Here is a 19916-nt window from a genome sequence, read left to right on the forward strand (position 1 = left end):
TGTTCCCTCTATTACATGCTGACGACATTTTCATCAGTTGATGCTTTTGTTTCTAGCTCACTTTCTTCTTTCAATTTCTGCTTATCCCACATTCTAAAGAATGGGTAGTATAGAGCAAATGACAACGCAAGGTTAATCAGCTGCATGACAGCACCAGAGATTTTACCTCCTGTGGCGAGATAGCCTGAAATGATTGGCGGCATAGTCCATGGGACAGCAATCCCTGCCGGTTTTGCCACAAGGCCTGTGCTCATTCCGATATATGTGGTGATGATCATCATGATTGGCGTAAGGATAAACGGAATGAGAAGCATTGGGTTCATCACAATCGGCATTCCAAAAATGATCGGCTCGTTGATGTTAAAGATGGCTGGCCCAATGGCAAGGCGGCCAAGCTGTTTCATTTGTTTACTTCTAGCACGTAAGATCATGGTCAGCACCAAAGCTAGCGTTGCACCGCTTCCGCCGACGTTGATGAAGATTTCAAAGAACTGCGCTGTGAAAATATTCGGCAGCACTTCTCCTGCTTGAAATGCAAGACGGTTCTCATCCATTGCACCGAGCCAAATTGGCCCCATGACGCCCCCGACAATGGTTGCTCCGTGAATACCACATGCCCATAGGAGCATTTGCACACCCATCGCAACGATACTGCCGCCTAAGCTGCCACCAAGAATGGAAAGCGGTGTACCAATTAAGACCGTGATGATATTATGAATACTCTCAAAAGGTGTCATCTCAATCACAAGTCTAGCGACCCAGATCAGCGTGATGACCACAAAACCTGGAATAAGTGCAATAAACGATTTACTGACTGCTGGCGGTACACCATCAGGCATTTTGATAACGATGTTCCGCTGTACAATAAAGCGGTAAATTTCGGTTGAAAGCATGGCAATAATCATGGCAACGAATAAGCCTTTACTGCCCATCAGTGTGACAGGAATTCCCCCGCCCACTAGGATAGCTTCTGTTGAGCCTTCAGGTGTGAAAGGTACTTGATATGGAGTAGCCAACAGGAAAGCCGCAACAGCGATCGCACCAGATGATAGTGCATCAACGGCATACTTTTCAGCTAGCCTGTAAGCAATCCCGAAGGTCGCAACAAGTGCCATAATGTCAAAGGTTGCATTAACAGGATAGGATAGTTTCGTGGCCCATTCTGCTCCGAAGATACTTGCCATAAAATCGCTGTATCCTGGGATCGGAAGGTTGGCTAAAATGAGAAACAGTGAACCGACAATAATGAGAGGCATCGTTAAAACAATTCCGTCACGCAATGCTTGTAAATGTCTTTGAGCGGCAATCTTCCCTGCAAACGGCATGACCTTCTCTTCTAGAAATCGGTTGAATCCATTCATCCCCTCCGCCCCCTTTATCCGTTCACTAGCTGTTCAGCAGATTTTAAAACCTCGGCGCCATTACATACGCCATAATGCACGGTATTAATTACGTCTACTGGTATTCCTTTTTCTTCTCCGAGCTTTTTCATTTGCGGTAATAAATATCGAACCTGAGGTCCTAATAAAAGCACATCGGCTTGATCAATATGATTTTTCGCAGAATCTCCAGATACTGCCCAAATACGATAATCTTTTCCTTGTTCTTGTGCGCTTTTCTCCATTTTTGTGACAAGTAAGCTTGTGGACATACCTGCTGCGCAAACCAATAAGATGTTCATGTGTAAACGCCCCCTTTTCAAAGTGTGAAGCTATTCTTTACACATTCATCATATTATGAAACCGCTTTCATAAACACCCATACTTTTTCCTTTAGGAAGCGGAAAAAGTTAATATCACACAGTTAGTTCTTGTACGAAGGAGCCTTTTTATACATGATATCAAGCATGTCTTCAAATGTATCACAGGCGATCAGGTGCTGAATGAATTTCACATTATGCACAAGCTCCCCCAGCAGGCGGTACATGCCTTTTAAATCTTTGGCATTCTCTTTTTCGACACAAAGCAAGCAGACAAATTGAACCTTTTTCTCTCCCCAAATGATTGGTTTTTCTAATGTACATATCGCCCAAAACGTCTCATCTGTCAGCGGTGTCATCGGGTGCGGAATCGCCGTATAATGTCCAAAAGAGGTAGGAGCAGCCTTTTCTCTTTCCATGACAGATGGTGTGAGCTCAGCTGGCGCTAATCCCATATCGATGACTTTTTGCGTTAAAAAGGTGATGACCTCTTCTTTTGTGTGAAAGGCGCGTTTTGTAAAAACCAATTCCTTTTTCATATATTGCGAGGCCAATGTCACCCTTGTTTCACTCGTCAGGGCTTCTTCAATTTTTAAAAAATCGCCGCCTCCCAAAATGGTGTTCACTTGAATGACTGGAACCGGTAATTCCATATGAATTGGAATGGTTGTAATAATTAAATCCAGTGCATGTAAAGAGACATGTGGAAGCGAATATAGCTCTGCTGTTCCTAAAATGGTCAGTTTTGATCCAAATTGTGAACGCAAACGATCCTGCAGCAGCCTTGCACTCCCTGCACCAGACGCACAGACAATGAGACACCGCTTCGGCGGGATCTCCATTTTCCTCCGCTCTAAAGCCGCACCAAAATGAAGCGCCATATATCCGATTTCATTCTCATGAATACTCAGCCCCTCCTCTTCTTCAAGGACCCTGCTGGCGATAATCCCCGCTTCAAAGGCAAGTGGATACCCCGCTTTTATTTCATCAAGCATCGGATTTCTTAAGTTCATTCCATATTTACATCGGTTGATGGCAGGCTTTAAGTGCAGACTCAATCCAATCATTAGTTCCGTATCGCCGGCTAAATCAAGCTGCAATTTTTGATCAATGGCCTTCAGCATGAGCTGTACAAGCCGACTCGTGTCATCATCGACAATTTGTTTTTGACCGCTCGAGGAAAAGGACTGTACCATTTTGGCTGTTCCTAGTAAATGAATGGTGATATAGACGATTTCCTCTTGTGGAAATGAGACATCCAGCAGCCCTTCAAGACGCTCCACCATTTTTTTAGCGACCTTGTATTCTTTTGCCCGCGGAATTTCGCTGATTTCCTCTGGAAGAACAGATACATAGTTTCCGTGTCTAATTCGTTTGCAGGCAATAGCAACATGAACGATTAAATTATTCATGCAAATGTCTGATAGATTCATGCCTTCCTCATTGATATAATCTATCATTGTTTTCTGAAGCAATTCGAGTTCATGCTTTGGCAAAATGGTGACCGCTGTATTCAGCATCGTTTGATAAGAACGACGTTCATTGAATAAATATTCTGACATGCAATAACGAATTTTCATCTCTGATCCCTTGATCCGGCAGCCTTTGCTCGGCTTCGCTTCCAGCTTCAGATCAAAGGGCTCCAGCTTACGTTTGACCGATTTCACATCGTTGCTCATCGTCGATTTACTAATAAACAGCTGCTCCTGTAAATCCTCCAGCTTCACATAGGATTCTGCCAAAAGAAGCCTTTTTAAAATAAACCGAACTCGCTCCTCTGGCAGCACAGCAAGCGGCTCTTCCTGCTCAACCTCCTCCTTCATAAAACGGCGAAAGGCATTCTCATCGTTGATCAACAGCTCATAGCCAGCTCCTCTTACAGCTGTTACAGCTGCTTGATAAGGGGCAAGACGGTCGTTCAGTTCCTTTATGTCTGTACGAATGGTGCGGCTTGTCACTTGTAAACTGGCAGATAGTGCAGCGCTTGTGAGCGGGGTCTCAGCTGCCATGAGCTGACTTAAGATGTGCGCCAGTCTTTTACTCAGCATCAGATCGGCCTCCTTATGTAGGGGTGGAGAATCTGCCTTGTCTGGACAGGTTGTATACGCTTGCAGTTCTCTTCATTACTCATATTCTACTGAAAAGAAATAAAAATTGCCAACTCATTTATATGACAAATGCCCCTATTTATACAACTAACCATATCTAATGTCCTATGAATCTTTTTGAAAGATACTTGCGAAAACCACGAAAAAAAGGCGTACACCATCGTGTATCCGCCTTGTTTATCAAGAGATCATCTGGGTAAAGACAACCAATCTTTTTTCATGCGTGCCTGCTGCATGATCAAATGTCCCTGTACAAGTGATTAAATTGAGATTCCGTGTAAAAGCGTATCCAAAAAACGCATTGGGCTTCTCCTCACGCGGATAGCTTCTTACTTTTATGACTTCAAAGGTTCGCTTTTTTCCCGATGAGGACGTGACGATCACCTTGTCACCCTTTTTTAGCTCCTTTAATCGATAAAATACCGATGGCCCCCATTTATTATCTACATGGCCATTCATGACGGCATTCCCTTTATCCCCCGGTTTTGGACCATCTTCAAACCAAGCCGTGTTGTCTGTATCCCGAGGGACACCCATACTGCCATCCTTTAATAAAGCTGTTTTCTCCACTTTTGCTTTGACATCAATAGCGGGAATGGCGATTTCAGTTGGTACTATACCAGATGGCTCGTCTTTAAATGTTTCGTGTGAGTGGTTCTGTTTCTCAGCTTGATGTGTGGTCATTTCCTTAGAAGCTGATATGTTTTTTGAGGATGACGATTCATCCATTGACTGTGATGAACAGCCTGTGATGATGAGAAATGAAAATATGCTGAGCAGCCAATTCTTCATCTAAGCCGGCCTCCTTTTGAAGAAAGGAACGGCACGATTGTGCACGTTCCCGTCTGTCTTTATGAGTTAGAATTTGATGCCTTACGGCGATTAAGGAAGAATGCACCTGCCACGCCGCCTGCGAGGATCAAACTTGCGATCATTCCCGCAAATGCTTCATAGGACATGCCTAAAGGACCGGCTGTGCCTCCCATACCTGTTTTCGGCATTTCATTAGGCATGTTGGATTTGAACAGCTCAGGATACTGTTCAACAATTGCTGCTGTGACATCTTGACCAACCATGAACATATGACCATAAGCCTCTCTCACTGTCGGGTAAAGCTGATCATATTCGCCATTATGGTAAGACGTATACGTTTTGATCAGCTCATCAATATGTGTTTTCAAACCAGCTTCTAAATCAGCTGCCTTCAAACGTCCATCTGTCGCTTGATCTAGGAATTTCGCTTGCTTCATTCGATACGCATCTAAATCTTTGACAGCCTTTTCTTTTGCTTGATGATCCCCTGATGCATCCGCTTTGACATAATCAACTAAGTAACCGATATGGCTTGACCAAATGTCTTTGAATTGTTTGCCTGCATCCTTACCATAAACAGATGCAATTGCATCAGATAAATCATTTGTGTTTTCATTTAAAGCCGCTGCTGCTTGCTTAAAGTCTTTACTGCCATCATTTCCTTTTTGCATGGCAACTACTGCGAGTGCCAAATGTTCTGAAAACAAGTAGTTTAAATCTTCACGAAGATCCGCTGCTGGTGTATCCACTGACTTTTGATCAAATTTCCCAGGAAATTGATCTGTGATGGCCCATGACACGCCTTTTCCTACCTCAAACATATGATGAATGGATTTTCTCACTGTTTCATAGGTCGTATCAAAATCCTTTTCATTATAGCTATCAAACGCTTTTAGCAGTTCGTTCACATGCATCTTCAAGCCCTCTTCAAGCTCACTTGCTTTCAGTCTGCCGTCTGTTGCTTGATCGAGCATATCGGCTTGTTTCATTCGATATTGGTCAAGCTGCTTGATCGCTTTCTTTTTACCTGCATCATCTTTTTTCGCTGTGGCTTGTACATAGTCAACAAAGTAGCCGATATGACTTGACCAAATGTCTTTGAATTGTTTGCCTGCTTTTTTACCATACACAGAGGCTATTGCATCTGATAAGTCATTCGTGTTGTCATTTAAAGCCGCCGCTGCTTGATCGAAGTCTTTACTGCCGTCAATTCCTTTTTGCATCGTGATCACCGCTAAATAGGCATGCTCTGAAAACAGCTGATCTAGTGCTGCTCGAAGATCTGTTGCTTTATTTGAAACCTCTTGTGACGAAGACGTCTTCTTCGCCTCCCCATGCATATGTCCTTCGTGTGCACTTGCGCTATGAGCCGCTGGGAATAGTAACGCTGCGCTCAGTGGAATGGTTAACATTGCTTTCTTCATGTTCATCTTTTATTTCCTCCTCTTTCCGTTTGTTATGTACTTAACGGAGAGAGGGATGAAATGGATCATTCGATTCTATTATTTTTTTTACAACACAGGATCTGTATGTTTGCATAAAAAAAAGCCGGATTATCCGGCTGATACGTTACGACGTTTAGATGCTTTTCGCTCTTTATATATTTTCCTCACCACTGGATAAATCACAGGTGCCCATTTGACAATTTGTTTCAGCCATTTTTTCATTTCTCCCGCGCCTCCTTATTGTCATTCTTAAAGGACGATTCCCCATCTTGTCATGAAATAAACAGGTGCGGGAGAGCAGGAGTTAAATCACGCCTTGTGCGATCATGGCATCTGCCACCTTACGAAATCCTGCAATATTTGCTCCAACCATGATGTTCCCTGAGTGTCCATATTCGTCCGCTGTCTCTGTACACTGACGATAAATAGACTGCATCATTTGTTTCAGCTGATCATCTACTTCTTCAAATGTCCAAGACATTCTTGCACTGTTTTGCGCCATTTCCAGTGCTGAGACACCTACTCCACCAGCATTCGCCGCTTTTGCCGGCGCAAACAAAATACGATTCTCTTCAAATACTTTGACCGCCTTAAGAGTGGACGGCATATTGGCTCCTTCTCCAACAGCGATGACACCATTTGCCACAAGCTGCTGTGCATGCGCCTCTGATATTTCATTTTGTGTTGCACATGGCAGCGCAATATCACAAGGAACGGACCAAATTTGTTCGCAATCTTCAATTAATTCAGCATGCGGGTGAATGTCTATGTATGTCCCAATCCGCTGATTCTCGACTTCCTTCAGCTGCTTAATGGTCTCAAGTGATATCCCTTGAGGATCATATATTGCTCCGCTTGAATCACTGCAAGCCACAACCTTACCGCCTAATTCCATTACTTTTTCCATTGCATAAATAGACACATTTCCTGAGCCCGACACAACAACTGAACGCCCTTCAAATTGGAGCCCATGTGCTTTCAGCATTTCCTCCATGAAGTACACCAGTCCGTAGCCTGTCGCCTCTTTTCTCGCTAAGCTGCCTCCGAATCCAGGGCTTTTCCCCGTGAGTACACCCGCTTCATAAGCACCGCGCATTTTCTTGTACTGTCCGAACATATAGCCAATCTCGCGTGCACCTACACCAATATCACCTGCTGGCACATCTTGATCAGGTCCAATATATCGGCCGAGTTCACTCATAAAGCTTTGAACGAAACGCATGATTTCTCCATCAGACTTTCCTTTAGGATCAAAATCCGATCCACCTTTCCCGCCGCCAATTGGCATACCAGTCAGTGCGTTTTTAAAGATTTGTTCAAACCCTAAAAACTTGATAATGCTTGCATTGACGGTTGGATGGAAACGAATACCTCCTTTATAAGGACCGATGGCACTATTGAATTGAACCCTAAACCCTCGATTGACTTGTACTTTGCCCTCATCGTTTACCCATGGCACTCGAAATACCACAAGCCGCTCAGGCTCAATGAGCCGTTCTAAAATGCCCTGTTTTTCATACTCTGGATGCTTCGCAAAAACTGGGACAAGTGATTCCAGAATTTCTTTTACCGCTTGCTGGAATTCCTCCTCGCCGGGATTTCGTTTTTCCACCTCTTCTAACACACGGTGGATGTAGCTTTGTGCTGTTTGTGCTGCTCGATCTAAGGTCAACATGTCGCATCTGCCTCCTTGTAGATATCTCCACACTTTTAATTGTTAGATTTTCTAACGCATATTGAGATTAATTTAACACCAATTGTAAAATCTGATCAATATTGATAACAGATGAAAATGATGCCGAATTGAGATAGATCAAGCAGCCGAAGCAATTGACTTTAAAAATAAGCGCTCAGGGAATGACTAATGTGCTAGAAACGAACAAGCGGATGTTTCTTGTCCCGTTTTCTTTGACAAATACATGAATCATGATGAATTTCTAGCTTGTTTTCCAACGAAAAAAGGGTCAAAAGTTTGATCGGATGCACTCAATCTTTTCGAAGCTTCCCGCCTCTTTTTCGATCAGGTAGCACGACACAAAGCCAATATAAAATAGAAGATGATGGAAAGTTAATGAGACCGACAATACCCCAGAACCACTTGTAACGCCCTCTTTTCTTTGCATCCATAAATAAAAGAAAGCCCTGTGCAAACAATAACGGCAAGACGCACAATAAGATGATCATTTCCGTCTGACTCATAAGGAAGACCCTCCTTTGATATGTTGATATTCCTTGTAGCCAACAATAAAGCAGATGGGTATGCTCACTATTTGGAGAAGAATAAAGATGATAGGCAAATGGGTAATGGCAGCTGCAAAGAGGGCCAGAATGGTCAAACTGATCAAAACGTATGCCAGCACTTCTTGTTTAAAACGCCTTTTCTCTTGTTCCTTCGCCTGTTTCAACATCATCATGACAGCCTGCTCACTTGGCTTTTCCACTTCAATTTGTTCATCTAGCTGCTGCAGCTCTTCTTTTAAACGTTCGGTCAAACGATCTTCCTTCATACATCCCACTCCTTTCGAATTTTCTTTAATCCATGATGAACCCTCGATTTCACAGTGCCTTCTCTCATTCCGAGCATTGAAGCCATTTCTGGGTAGGTAAAGCCATAATAATAGTGCAGAATAATGGGTGCTCGCTCCTGAGCCTTTAATTCATTTAAAGCATCCCACATGTCATGCCATGTGTTCCCCTTTTGCTGAACGTTCCATTTGAAACGGCGTATGGCCTCCTGATTCGCTTTTCCTTCTCTCAATTGTTCACGTTTTCTTTTCTTCTGGTGATCTAAAAATTGCCTAGATGCAATCGAAATGAGCCAGGTTGAAAATAAGGCATCTCCTCTAAATGAAGAAAGTTTCATATACGCTTTCAGCATCGTTTCTTGCATGATTTCCTCTGCCAGCTCTTGTTGAAGGGTCAGCTTCAACATATATCGGTAAAGAAAGGAATAATGATGCCGATAAAGGGCTGTAAACGCAGCATCATCGCCCTGTTTTGCCCGCTGAATCAATAATGTCTCTTCTGTCTGCTCCAAACACGTCCCTCCTTTCTTTTCTTCTCTTACTCATGAGACGACACGAATGACAATACCGTTTAAAATAGACCTTATTTTTTAGCATAACTTCTATGAAACCCATTTTATATGCCATTTTTTCTTATGTAATGATTATGGCATTCCTTCTTCTCTAACAAAATGATGCGTTTTGATTTTCTAGCAAATGGAGAGCCTCCTCTCCATAATCATGATGTCATCCACATACCTATCGACAATGGTCCTTATCTCATGAAGATGAAATAAAATAATCATTGGCTTAGCTTCCTAGAAAATCATGGAATACGCTGCGCCTATCCTTAGCCGATGATACCTTTTTGCATGCTATGCTCTTCCTACATTCCAAATGAGGCGATGCTTGTGAAGGAAGGAGGATTGGGTGAATCACAGCTTATTTTGGAAACGTTTTCATTAAAACAAAATAGAGAATGGAGATGTTGACTTTGAAGAGAAAAGTTCCAATGTTAGCCGGTGTATTAGCTGTTGGTCTCGTCACTTCATTATTTGCACCAAACGGGGAGGCAAAGGCAGCAAACAAATACCCAGAAAGCCCTTCTATTATGGCCAACTTTAATCAACAAGGCTTCTCCACATTAAATGGCGGCACAACAGGCGGTGAAGGTGGTAAAACCGTCACAGTCAAAACTGGAAATGAATTATTGGCTGCCCTCAAAAATAAAGGAACAAACGAAAAATTAAAAATTGTAGTAGACGGGACGATTACCCCTTCTAATACATCAGCCAATAAAATCGATGTGAAAGATACAAATAATGTTTCGATCGTCGGTAAAGGGACGAACGGTGAATTTAATGGGATTGGCATTAAAGTATGGCGTGCCAATAACATCATCATCCGCAACTTGAAAATCCACCACAGCAAAATCGGTGACAAAGATGCAATCGGGATCGAAGGCGGTTCTAAAAACATATGGGTCGACCATAATGAACTGTACAACACATTGAATTCTGGGAAGGATGACTACGATGGTTTATTTGATGTCAAAAATGACTCTGACTATATTACCTTCTCGTGGAACTATGTACATGACAGCTGGAAAACAATGCTCATGGGCAGCTCCGATAACGATAACTATAATCGAAAAATTACGTTCCACAACAACCGTTTTGAAAACCTGAACTCTCGTGTACCGTCTATGCGCTTCGGGGAAGGCCATGTCTATAACAACTATTATAAAGGCATCTTGGCAACAGCGATTAACTCACGTATGGGCGCAAAGATGAGAATAGAACACAACGTATTTGAAAACACCAATAATGCCATTGGAAGCTGGGACAGCCGTCAAGTTGGAACATGGCATGTCATCAACAACTCTTATATTAACAGCACAGGCAGTCTGCCAACATCTTCAACAGGTACGTATAACCCTCCTTATAACTACTCTTTGCTTAACGTGAACAATGTGAAATCAGAAGTGATCTCAAATGCAGGTGTTGGTAAAGTAAACCCTTAAACCACAAAACGTTCGGGCAGAGATTTCCTGTCCGAACGTTTTTGTCATTTCATTTAGATTGTAGAAAAAGGACGATCCATTTCATACAACTTTTGATAACGCTTGTTTTCTTTTAGTAAAACCTGATGCTGACCCTGCATCTCAATGCGTCCGTCTTCAATAAACATGATGCGGTCACACGCCTCACAGCCAGTCAGATGATGGGTTATCCAAATAACTGTTTTCCCTTTTAACACACGGAAGATGGTTTCAAGCAATTCACGCTCTGTCCGTGGATCAAGCCCGACGGTCGATTCATCTAATACAACAACCGGCGTGTCCTGCAGCAAAATCCGAGCTAATGCCATACGCTGTCTTTCTCCACCTGAAAATCGAACCCCTGTCTCCTGAACACCTGTGTGATAACCTTCTGGCAAAGACTCGATGTAATCATGCAGCTGCACTTGTCTAGCTGCTTCTTTTACCTGCTCTTCTGTCGCCTCTGGAGATCCTAAACGGATATTGTTTAAAACAGACGTATCAAATAAATAAGGCTGTTGATTGAGCACAGACACATAGGCAGACACATTCTCTTGAATGCTTTGAACCGGTTTTCCTTGAATGCTGACAGCTCCTTGATTTGGAACGACTGCCCCTTCTAACAATTTTAAAATGGTCGATTTGCCTGCACCGCTTTTTCCTAATAGTGCGAGTGATTCCCCTTGCTTCAGAGAAAAGGACAGGTCTTGAAGTACATATTGATGCGTGTCATACCGAAAGGACACCTGATTGAAACAGACCGCTTCATCGTGAGAAAGGGTTGACTGATCCACTGCCTCGCTCTCAGTTTCTCCTTCATATGACTGCTTTTCATAATGATGTAATCTGTTGACAGCATGCTGATAGACAGGGATATCACCTGCTGCATCTGACAGCGGAAGAAAGGCTTCTGTTAATGGAAACAGCACAAGTACAAAGGCTGCAATCAGGGTGTGTGACATGGATCCTGACTGAACGACCGAGCCGCTCCAATACACGACAAGCACGACAGCTCCTCCAATGATGAGCTGTGCAAAAAATTGGCGCAGGCGGATAAACCGGTGCTTTGCTGATTCAAGCGCTAACAGCTGCGCTTCTTTTTGTTCATAACCATCAACAAAATCTTTCTGCCTGCCGCTGAACAGCCAGTCACTAACGCCCATGACTGCATCTGTTAAATGGCTGTACAGTTCATTTCTGCCTTTTTTCATTTGAATTTGTCTTGCCCGGTTCACAAGCACTGTGACGTATGGGAAGACGAAGACGAGAAGTGCCATATAAAGCAGCATCAGTCCAGCAAAAGGCCATGAGAAAAGGCCAAGTGCTCCAATGGATGCGGCATATAAAAGCAGTGCACCGATGGATGGAAAGATGGTTTTTAAATAGGCATCCTGCAGTCTCTCCACATCATCTGACAAGAGGCCAAGCATTTCACCTGTCCCCAGCTTTGTCTGTTTGGCACTTCGTTCAGCCATGTCATACAGACGCACACGCATTTTTTCAATCATTGTCAAAATGAGTTGATGGCTCGCCAGCCTTTCTGCATAGCGTGCAGCAGAGCGCGAAATTCCAAAGGTACGTACAGCCACGATTGGGACGTAGACCATGAGTATATTCTCAGGTCTTGTCGCGGCTTTTGAAATGAGAAAGCCCGACGTGTACATCAGCATAGAAGCAGAGAATACCGCAATGGCTCCTAAAAATAAAACCAAGGCAAACAGCTTTCGATTCTCCTTGATATAAGGTATAAACCAGCCTTTACTGATCATGTGTGACCGCCCCCATTTGCTCCTGTACCAATTGATAATACACGCCTTTTCTTTGCATTAATGATTCATGTGTCCCCATTTCTGCGACGGTTCCTTGATCCATGACAATGATTTCATCCATGTCCGGCATCCAATGGAGTCTGTGTGTCGCTAAGAACACAAGTTTATGTTCAAACAGTGGAAGCATTGTTTTTTTCAATTCATACTCTGTTTCAATATCGAGATGCGCCGTTGGTTCATCTAACAGCATAATCGACCGCTGGCCCAGCACAGTTCGAGCAAGGGCAATTCTTTGCGCCTGTCCGCCGCTTAGCCCTCTTCCCTGTTCTCCAATGACCTCATCCAGACCATTTGGCAGCTGTGTGACAAGCTGAGTTAAACCAGCCTCATGCACAGCTCTTTCCACTTCTTCATCTGTTGCATTCGGTTCATAAAAACGAATGTTTTCTCTTAATGTCATGTGAAATAAATAGGGGTGCTGCGGCATATAGACAACTTCCTTTTGCCATTCCTTCATCTGTAAATGAACAAGCGGCTGGCCGTTTAGCGTGATTTGACCCGAAGACGGTTCAACAAAGCCGCCGAGGACATCGGTTAACGTCGATTTCCCTGAACCACTGGCACCAATAATGCCGATTTTTTTCTTCCCTTTGACAATGAGATCTACATCCTGAATGGAATAAGGGGCATGTTCATCATGCTGGACACAAACATCTTGCAGCGTGAGGACGGATTGTGCATCCCACTTATCCAGCTGCACAGATTGTGTCTCCTGCGTGCGGAAGCCCTTTTCTTCTAAAATGACCTGCATAGCTTCATTCGCTTCTTTTCCATTTAACGTCGCATGATAATCATTTCCTACTTCACGTACCGGCAGGAAATACTCTGGCGCCAGCATAAGCGCCGTCAAAGCCGGCAATAAGAGAAGCTCTCCTTCAATTAATCGCAAGCCAAGAAAAACAGCGACGGTTGCAATTGATAGCATGGAAAAGAAATCGAGCGCAAACGATGACAGAAAGGCGACCTTCAGTGTGCTCATGGTCGCTTTTCGATATCGCTTTGACACCTCTGCAATATTACGGGAGTGCTTTTTGCTGATACCTAAGTAACGAAGCGTCTCAAGGCCGCGGAGAGAGTCAGTAAAATGATTGGATAATTTCTCATACGATCTCCATTGTTTGGCCGCTTTACGCTGAGCAACAAGGCCTAGCAAAATCATAAAAATAATTAAAATAGGCAGCGTCACAATTAAAATGACGGCCGATGTTTCATCTAATGTCCACACATAGATAAGGACCATTGCCGGAATCACTGCCATGTTCACCATTTTCGGCAAAAACAGCTGTAAATACTGACGGTATTGAGCAATTCCTTCCATTGCTAATGTGACAAGCTTACCTGTCCCCTTTTTCTTTGCGAAGGCAGGCCCTAATCGAAAGAGTTGGTCTAGCAGCTGCTTTCTGACGTCTGCTCCAATTCGGGAAGAGTACGTAAACATAACCTTCTCCCGAATCAAGGTGAGACCGTGCCGCACAAGAAAGGCAGCAAGAAACAGCAGGACATATGGCGTTGCCTGCGAGAGGCTTTTCCCGTCAAACAGCGTTGTAATGGCATGTGCCAGCCACTGTGCTTGGAAAATAATACTTGCTCCTTGGATGAGTGACACAATACCTAAGAGGGCAAGAAGCCCTCTCATTCCTTTTAGTTGAAGCCAACGTTTATCCATTAGTAGGTCATTGGCTCCTTACCGCTTACACGTTTACGGAAGACGTAATAGCTCCAAATTTGATACCCAAGCACAAAGGGCAGCAAAGAAATGGCTACAATCGTCATGACCGTCAGTGAATAAGATCCAGATGCAGCGTTTTGAATCGTGAGATCAAATGAATGGCTGATTGAACTAATCATGACGCGCGGGAACAATGCAGTGAACAGCATGGACACCGTCACCATGATGCCTGCGCCTGTGAATAAGAATGTCCAGCCATCACGTTCTTTTCTCATCAAAACAAGAGCAGCTATATAACAAGCCACAATCAGCACAGTTAACGGAATGGTGATGATCGGGCGTACGGTATAAATGTCTGTTTCTATGATGGACACACCGACAAAAATAACAAGAACAGGGAGTGCAATAAGCAGGACACGCTGGCCCAGTTTTCTTGCACGATCTCTTAATTCACCCTCTGTACGAAGTGTGACGAAAATCAAGCCATGCAACAGGCAAAGAACTGTCACAGCTACCCCGCCGATCACTGAATAAAGATTCACAAAGTCCGTAAAACCAGCGTACATGTTCATGTCTTGATCAATTGGCATCCCGCGTAAAATACTCGTGAATAATACACCTAGTAAAAATGGCGGAAGCAGACTGCCAAAGAAGATGACCCAGTCCCATGTCTTGATCCAAGAGGCTTTCTCAACCTTCCCTCGGAATTCAAAGGCGACCCCGCGCCCAATGAGCGCTAAGAGGAGAACCGCAAACGGAATATAGTATCCGCTGAACATCGTGGCATACCAGTGAGGAAATGCAGCGAAAATAGCGCCGCCAGCTGTAATCAGCCAGACCTCATTCGCATCCCAGAAAGGACCAATCGTATTGATTAAAATGCGGCGCTCGTGCGCGTCCTTTCCAAGCAGCTGCATGGACATCCCGACACCAAAATCAAATCCTTCTAAGAAGAAAAATCCAACAAACAATACTGCGACAAGAATAAACCAAATCTCGTTAAGATATGCCATGATATGCGCCTCCATCAAATGGATCTGTAGACAGGTCCGTTTCATCCTTTTGATCTGTATCTTCTTCAGAATGTGCACCTTTTTTAATTTCTCGAATGAATAAGTAAGCGAGCACAATAGCAAGAATCAGATACATCGCCGTAAAGCTAATGACTGAGAATAACAGCATGCCATACGATACGTTCGGTGAAATTGATTGAGCCGTCGTCATCATGCCAAAGACGGTCCACGGCTGACGCCCGATCTCAGTCATGATCCAGCCGGCTGAGTTCGCAATAAACGGGAACGCAATCATCCATACCATGAAGCGTAAATACCATTTGTTTGTTTCAAGTTTCTTTCTAAAGCTTAAGTACAAGCCAATCATACTAGCAAAAATCATCAGCATGCCGGCACCGACCATAATTCTAAAGCTCCAGAATGTTGTTTTCACTGGCGGAATGTAGTCTCCAGGGCCAAACTTGGCTTCATATTCTTTTTGAAGCGTCAGCATACCTGGAACGTCTCCACTGAACTTCGAATAAGCCAAATAACTTAAGGCAAACGGAATATTGATCTCCGCAGAGTTTTCTTTTTTATCCGTGTCAATGTTGGCAAATAGTGTCCAAGCCGCTGGATCTCCACTATCCTTCCAAAGGGCTTCACTTGCTGCCATTTTCATTGGCTGTGATTTCATTAAATGCTTCGCTTGATCATGTCCAGAGAACGCCACACCTAAGCCAGAAATTAAAGCGAGGACCATCGCAATCTGGAATGACTTTTTGAAAAAGGCGATTTCTTGTTTTTTAATCATTTTATAGGCACTAACTCCTGCAATAAAGAAAGCTCCTGTTGCCAGTGCACCAAACAGAACGTGCGGGAATTCAACCCAAAGCTGCGGGTTCGTTACAAGAGCGCCAAAATCATTCATTTCTGCACGACCATTTTTAATGGCAAATCCAACTGGCTCCTGCATAAATGAGTTGGCGAGTAAAATCCAAAACGCCGAAAAGATCGTACCAAGGGAAACAAGCCAAATGCACAATAAATGAATCTTCTTCGGCAGACGATCCCAGCCGAATATCCAAAGTCCAATAAATGTAGATTCAAGGAAAAAGGCCAAAAGCGCTTCAATGGCAAGCGGTGCACCAAAGACATCACCGACAAACCTTGAATAATCTGACCAGTTCATCCCAAACTGGAATTCCTGCAGAATCCCTGTCACCACACCTACTGCAAAGTTAAGTAAGAACAGGTGACCCCAAAACTTCGCCATCTTTTTATAGATGTCTTTTTTCTTGACGACATAAAGGGTCTGCATCAATGCGACGATAAACACCAAACCTATTGACATAGGAACAAAAATAAAATGAAATAATGTCGTTGAAGCAAATTGAAATCTTGCTAAAAACAGCTCACTCACAGCCTTACATCCTCCCTTACTTTCACATGCCGAACGATTCATGCTCACCATTTCACAAAATGTTCACTATTTGTTCAATGTTTCACAAATAAAAGTCCATTTGAAATGGTTCACTCGGTGAAATTTTACTCTTGATTTTCATTCGGTTAGTTATTTATACCTGTACTTTACACCCATACGCTTCAAAAATAAAGTAAATTTTACCTAAAAATTGGATGGTATTGTGTCAGTTGTTTGAATACTTTGTCAAAAATATGTGACGGAAAATAAAAAAGCGAAAAAAATAGCGCTGCATGTGGGCCGCAGCGCTGTGTTTCTTTTTTAGGCTTTTTTCTGTAAAGCAGGTCTTGTCACTTGTACTTCATAGTACGTAATTTTGTTTTTTAATAGTCCTTCAGGTTTCGCTTTTCCATGAGCGTGTGCATCTCCAAATGCCTGAGATTTTGTCCAGTTCACAAAATCTTCTTTTCGATTCCAGCGGGTATGAATGGTCACTTCATCGTAATCGGTTGTCTGCTGTGTGACCCAGACTTCCATGCCTAAAAATCCTTCCATGAATTCTACTTGTCCCTGCTTGTTAAAACGCTTAACGAGGTGGTCTGCACTGCCTTTTTCTACTCTAACCTGGTTGTTTACAATGATCATGTTTGATTCATCTCCCTTTTGTTGTTGGATCGAAGCGATTGGGATAATGAGCGGATGCTCTCCATCTAAGTGAACCTCTGCCTGAATCCCAAAGACTTCTTTGAAAAAGTTTTCTGTTAATACTTCGTTCGGTGTCCCTATTTGGTAAACCTGACCACGCTTCATCGCAATCAGGCGATCACAATATTTTGCTGCCTGCTGCAGGTCATGAAGAACCATTAAAATGGTGATCCCATGCGTTTCATTCAGCTGTTTGAGCAGCTCCAGTAAATCAAGCTGGTGCGCAATATCTAAGAAAGTGGTAGGCTCATCCAGAATAATCGTCTCTGTCTTCTGAGCCAGTGCCATTGCAATATACGCCTTCTGCCTTTCTCCGCCTGACAATGTATGCAGCATCCTGTTTTCATTTACGCGGCTATTGGTCACATCAAGCGCCCACTCTATCGCTTCCTGATCTGTCTGCGAGCTCTTTTTCCAGATAGAACGATGCGGACTGCGTCCAAGTGCAACCAGCTCACGTACTGTCATCGATGGGATGGCAGTTCTCGTCTGCATTAGAACGGCGATTTCCTGTGCAATCTCCTGCGCTGTCATTTCTTTTTGCGGGATATCGTGAATATAAATCATGCCGCTTTCGATCGACGTAAGGCGTGCGGCCGCTTTAATAAACGTCGACTTCCCTGACCCATTCGGTCCAATAATTCCTGTTACACTCCCTTTAGGCACAGCTGCTGAAATAGACGACAGCCGAAAGCCTCCTTGACTGAGGCTCACGTCATCCATCGCAATCACATCCAACTTAACCCCTCCCTTTCTTTTTTAATAAATAGAGGAAGAAAGGTGCACCGATACAGGCAAGCAGAATACCCACAGGCAGTTCAACCGGTGTAAACCATACCCGTGCCGCTGTATCAGCAAAGACCACAAGTACGCCGCCGCCAAGCATTGAGATCGGAAGCAGGTACCGGTAGTCATCTCCAATTAAAAGGCGGATAAAATGAGGGACGACAAGACCGACAAATCCAATTAAACCGCTCACGCTTACCGCCGCACCCGCCAAAAGCGCCGCCAGTGCAATTAAGAAAAATCGGGTTCGCTCGACTCTAAGGCCAAGCAGCTGCGCTGAATCATCACCAAGCAAAAGGAGATTTGCCGGCTTGATTGCAAAAAAACAAAGACACAATCCAGCAAGCGCATAGGGTGACACAAAGCTCAGATGATGCCAGCTCCGTCCATTTAATCCTCCTGATAAAAAAGGCAGAACAGCCTGCACACGCTCACTATAAAGCACCATCAACCCATTCATGACCGCACCAAGCAGGGCATTGACTGCCACTCCCGCCAGAATCAATTTCAGTGGCGAAACCCCTTGGTCAAACGACAGGATATACACAACGAGTGCCGCTAATAAAGCGCCAAGAAAGGCAGCCGCTGGAAGCAGATATGTGAATTGTGGGAACACAATCATGCTGAGTACAGCAGCTAACCCACCGCCGGCGGTCACACCGATGATGCCGGGATCAGCGAGTGGATTTCGGACGACTCCTTGTAAAATCGCTCCTGATGCTGCGAGACAGGCCCCGACGATGAAGCCTATGAGAACGCGCGGCAGGCGTAAATCCATGACGATTTTTTCATGGACAGGCTGGCCTGATCCCGTCAAAGCAGCGATCAAATCTGGCAGCGATAATTGAACAGAGCCTAATGCAAGCCCTAGACATATGCCCACACCTAGCGAAAGAAGCAGTCCTGGTATCAGCCACCTTCGTCTCGACTGTCTTTTTTGAAAATCTAACTCTGCATTCACCTTCATGATGACAATCGCTTCAATCTCTTTTCTAGTTCATCAATCGCCTTGATGACGTCTGCGCCTGGATTCGTCCCAAATAAATCACTAGGCAAAATCTCCACGCGGCCATTTTTGACAGCTGATACGTCGTGCCATGCTGCATTCTGTTTCATTTCACTCATAAAGCCCGCTTTCACATCTTCAGGATTGCTGTGTGTCATGAGCAGAATGAGATCAGGATCGGCTTCGATCACCATTTCTGCATTGATTTGGGCGTATTGAGGGAATTTTTCGAGTGCCGGTTCATTCTCAGCAATGTTTGCACCCCCGGCGATATGCAATAAATCTCCGCTTAAGGATTGAGGAAGCGCCGCCATATATGTGCCGGGTGCACCGTACACAACGAGTGTTTTTACTTTTTTCTTAGGCTGCTTGACCTGCTTTTTCCGCTCATCAATTTGATCATTGAGTGCTTTAGCCTTTTGCTGCTTCCCAAGCAACTCCCCAAATAACGAAATTTGGCGCTGGATGTCCTTCACTGAATTGGCGCTTGTCAAAAGAAGCTGTGAACCAATTCCTTCTATTGTCGAGATGTCCTTGCTGTTTAATTGTTCATTTCCAAGCACAACATCAGGTTGTAGGCTTGTGATCAGCTCTACATCAAATTGATGCGTTGTGCCAATCGTTTGTACGGACTTTGCCTTTTGTAAGCTGTCTGGTAACTCGGCAGTTGGCCTGCCGACCGCCTCACCGCCTAAAGCATATAGAATGCTCAAGTCCCCGGTCGATAAGGCGACGATACGCTGAGGGGATTCATCAAATGACAGCGTTCTTCCGGTAAAATCCTTTATCTTCAGCGCTCCTGCCGCGCTTTCTTTCTCTACAGGTGCTGCCTGACTGCATCCGCTGAGGAGAAGCATCAAGACGAGTCCCGCCAAGATCACATGTGAAAATTTCAA

General features: G+C 44.0%; 18 protein-coding genes. 1 reads left to right on the forward strand and 17 read right to left on the reverse strand.

The features are described 5' to 3' along the window. Positions 1–11: 11 nt before the first annotated feature. The 10 genes from celB to sigY form a co-directional block, all read right to left on the reverse strand. Positions 12–1361, reverse strand: coding sequence for a PTS cellobiose transporter subunit IIC (gene celB, locus AC20OE_RS03550; protein ID WP_024423868.1), 1350 nt, complete (start codon positions 1359–1361; stop codon positions 12–14). Positions 1362–1375: 14 nt separating this feature from the next. Continuing rightward, the gene (locus AC20OE_RS03555) at positions 1376–1681 is read right to left on the reverse strand and encodes a PTS sugar transporter subunit IIB (RefSeq protein WP_003214824.1); all 306 of its coding nucleotides are present in this window, start codon (positions 1679–1681) and stop codon (positions 1376–1378) included. Between the two features lie 122 nt (positions 1682–1803). After that, positions 1804–3747, reverse strand: a complete 1944-nt coding sequence (locus AC20OE_RS03560) for a BglG family transcription antiterminator (protein WP_144489838.1) — start codon at positions 3745–3747, stop codon at positions 1804–1806. A 240-nt stretch (positions 3748–3987) separates the two neighbouring features. Further along, on the reverse strand, positions 3988–4599 hold the full coding sequence (locus AC20OE_RS03565) for a class F sortase (protein WP_487268404.1): 612 nt from the start codon (positions 4597–4599) through the stop codon (positions 3988–3990). A gap of 59 nt (positions 4600–4658) precedes the next feature. Beyond that, the gene (locus AC20OE_RS03570; protein ID WP_059377247.1) at positions 4659–6050 is read right to left on the reverse strand and encodes a hypothetical protein; all 1392 of its coding nucleotides are present in this window, start codon (positions 6048–6050) and stop codon (positions 4659–4661) included. A gap of 123 nt (positions 6051–6173) precedes the next feature. Continuing rightward, a complete protein-coding gene (locus AC20OE_RS03575; protein ID WP_223250414.1) occupies positions 6174–6287 on the reverse strand; it encodes a hypothetical protein in 114 nt (37 codons plus the stop codon). 82 nt (positions 6288–6369) lie between these two features. Further along, on the reverse strand, positions 6370–7740 hold the full coding sequence (gdhA, locus tag AC20OE_RS03580) for an NADP-specific glutamate dehydrogenase (protein WP_487268407.1): 1371 nt from the start codon (positions 7738–7740) through the stop codon (positions 6370–6372). Positions 7741–8051: 311 nt separating this feature from the next. After that, the gene (locus tag AC20OE_RS03585; protein WP_039182469.1) at positions 8052–8264 is read right to left on the reverse strand and encodes a hypothetical protein; all 213 of its coding nucleotides are present in this window, start codon (positions 8262–8264) and stop codon (positions 8052–8054) included. After that, complete coding sequence (locus tag AC20OE_RS03590) at positions 8261–8572, reverse strand: YxlC family protein (RefSeq protein WP_047202956.1); 312 nt, start codon at positions 8570–8572, stop codon at positions 8261–8263. Before AC20OE_RS03590 ends, AC20OE_RS03585 begins: the two co-directional genes overlap by 4 nt. After that, positions 8569–9102: an RNA polymerase sigma factor SigY gene (sigY, locus tag AC20OE_RS03595; protein ID WP_058838458.1), complete on the reverse strand. Its 534-nt coding sequence runs from the start codon at positions 9100–9102 to the stop codon at positions 8569–8571. The genes AC20OE_RS03590 and sigY overlap by 4 nt, the downstream gene beginning before the upstream one ends. 452 nt (positions 9103–9554) lie before the next feature. Here sigY and AC20OE_RS03600 point away from each other — a divergent pair, with 452 nt between their 5' ends. Continuing rightward, on the forward strand, positions 9555–10592 hold the full coding sequence (locus AC20OE_RS03600) for a pectate lyase family protein (RefSeq protein ID WP_059377250.1): 1038 nt from the start codon (positions 9555–9557) through the stop codon (positions 10590–10592). Between the two features lie 53 nt (positions 10593–10645). On the opposite strand, the gene cydC is transcribed toward AC20OE_RS03600, so the two are convergent. The 7 genes from cydC to AC20OE_RS03635 form a co-directional block, all read right to left on the reverse strand. Further along, on the reverse strand, positions 10646–12379 hold the full coding sequence (gene cydC / locus AC20OE_RS03605) for a thiol reductant ABC exporter subunit CydC (protein ID WP_487268410.1): 1734 nt from the start codon (positions 12377–12379) through the stop codon (positions 10646–10648). Beyond that, a complete protein-coding gene (gene cydD, locus AC20OE_RS03610; RefSeq protein WP_487268412.1) occupies positions 12369–14105 on the reverse strand; it encodes a thiol reductant ABC exporter subunit CydD in 1737 nt (578 codons plus the stop codon). The genes cydC and cydD overlap by 11 nt, the downstream gene beginning before the upstream one ends. Beyond that, complete coding sequence (cydB, locus tag AC20OE_RS03615) at positions 14105–15121, reverse strand: cytochrome d ubiquinol oxidase subunit II (protein WP_059377256.1); 1017 nt, start codon at positions 15119–15121, stop codon at positions 14105–14107. The genes cydD and cydB overlap by 1 nt, the downstream gene beginning before the upstream one ends. Further along, entirely contained in the window at positions 15108–16523 is a 1416-nt protein-coding gene (locus tag AC20OE_RS03620) for a cytochrome ubiquinol oxidase subunit I (RefSeq protein WP_039182485.1), read from the reverse strand. Before AC20OE_RS03620 ends, cydB begins: the two co-directional genes overlap by 14 nt. A gap of 321 nt (positions 16524–16844) precedes the next feature. Continuing rightward, positions 16845–17960 carry a heme oxygenase gene (gene isdG, locus AC20OE_RS03625; RefSeq protein ID WP_326996192.1) on the reverse strand — a complete coding sequence of 372 codons (1116 nt, stop codon included), beginning with the start codon at positions 17958–17960 and terminating at the stop codon, positions 16845–16847. A gap of 7 nt (positions 17961–17967) precedes the next feature. Next, on the reverse strand, positions 17968–18981 hold the full coding sequence (locus AC20OE_RS03630) for a FecCD family ABC transporter permease (RefSeq protein ID WP_144493891.1): 1014 nt from the start codon (positions 18979–18981) through the stop codon (positions 17968–17970). Continuing rightward, the gene (locus AC20OE_RS03635) at positions 18978–19916 is read right to left on the reverse strand and encodes an ABC transporter substrate-binding protein (RefSeq protein WP_059377261.1); all 939 of its coding nucleotides are present in this window, start codon (positions 19914–19916) and stop codon (positions 18978–18980) included. Before AC20OE_RS03635 ends, AC20OE_RS03630 begins: the two co-directional genes overlap by 4 nt.

The sequence above is a fragment of the Bacillus sp. SRI_025 genome, from assembly GCF_057592095.1.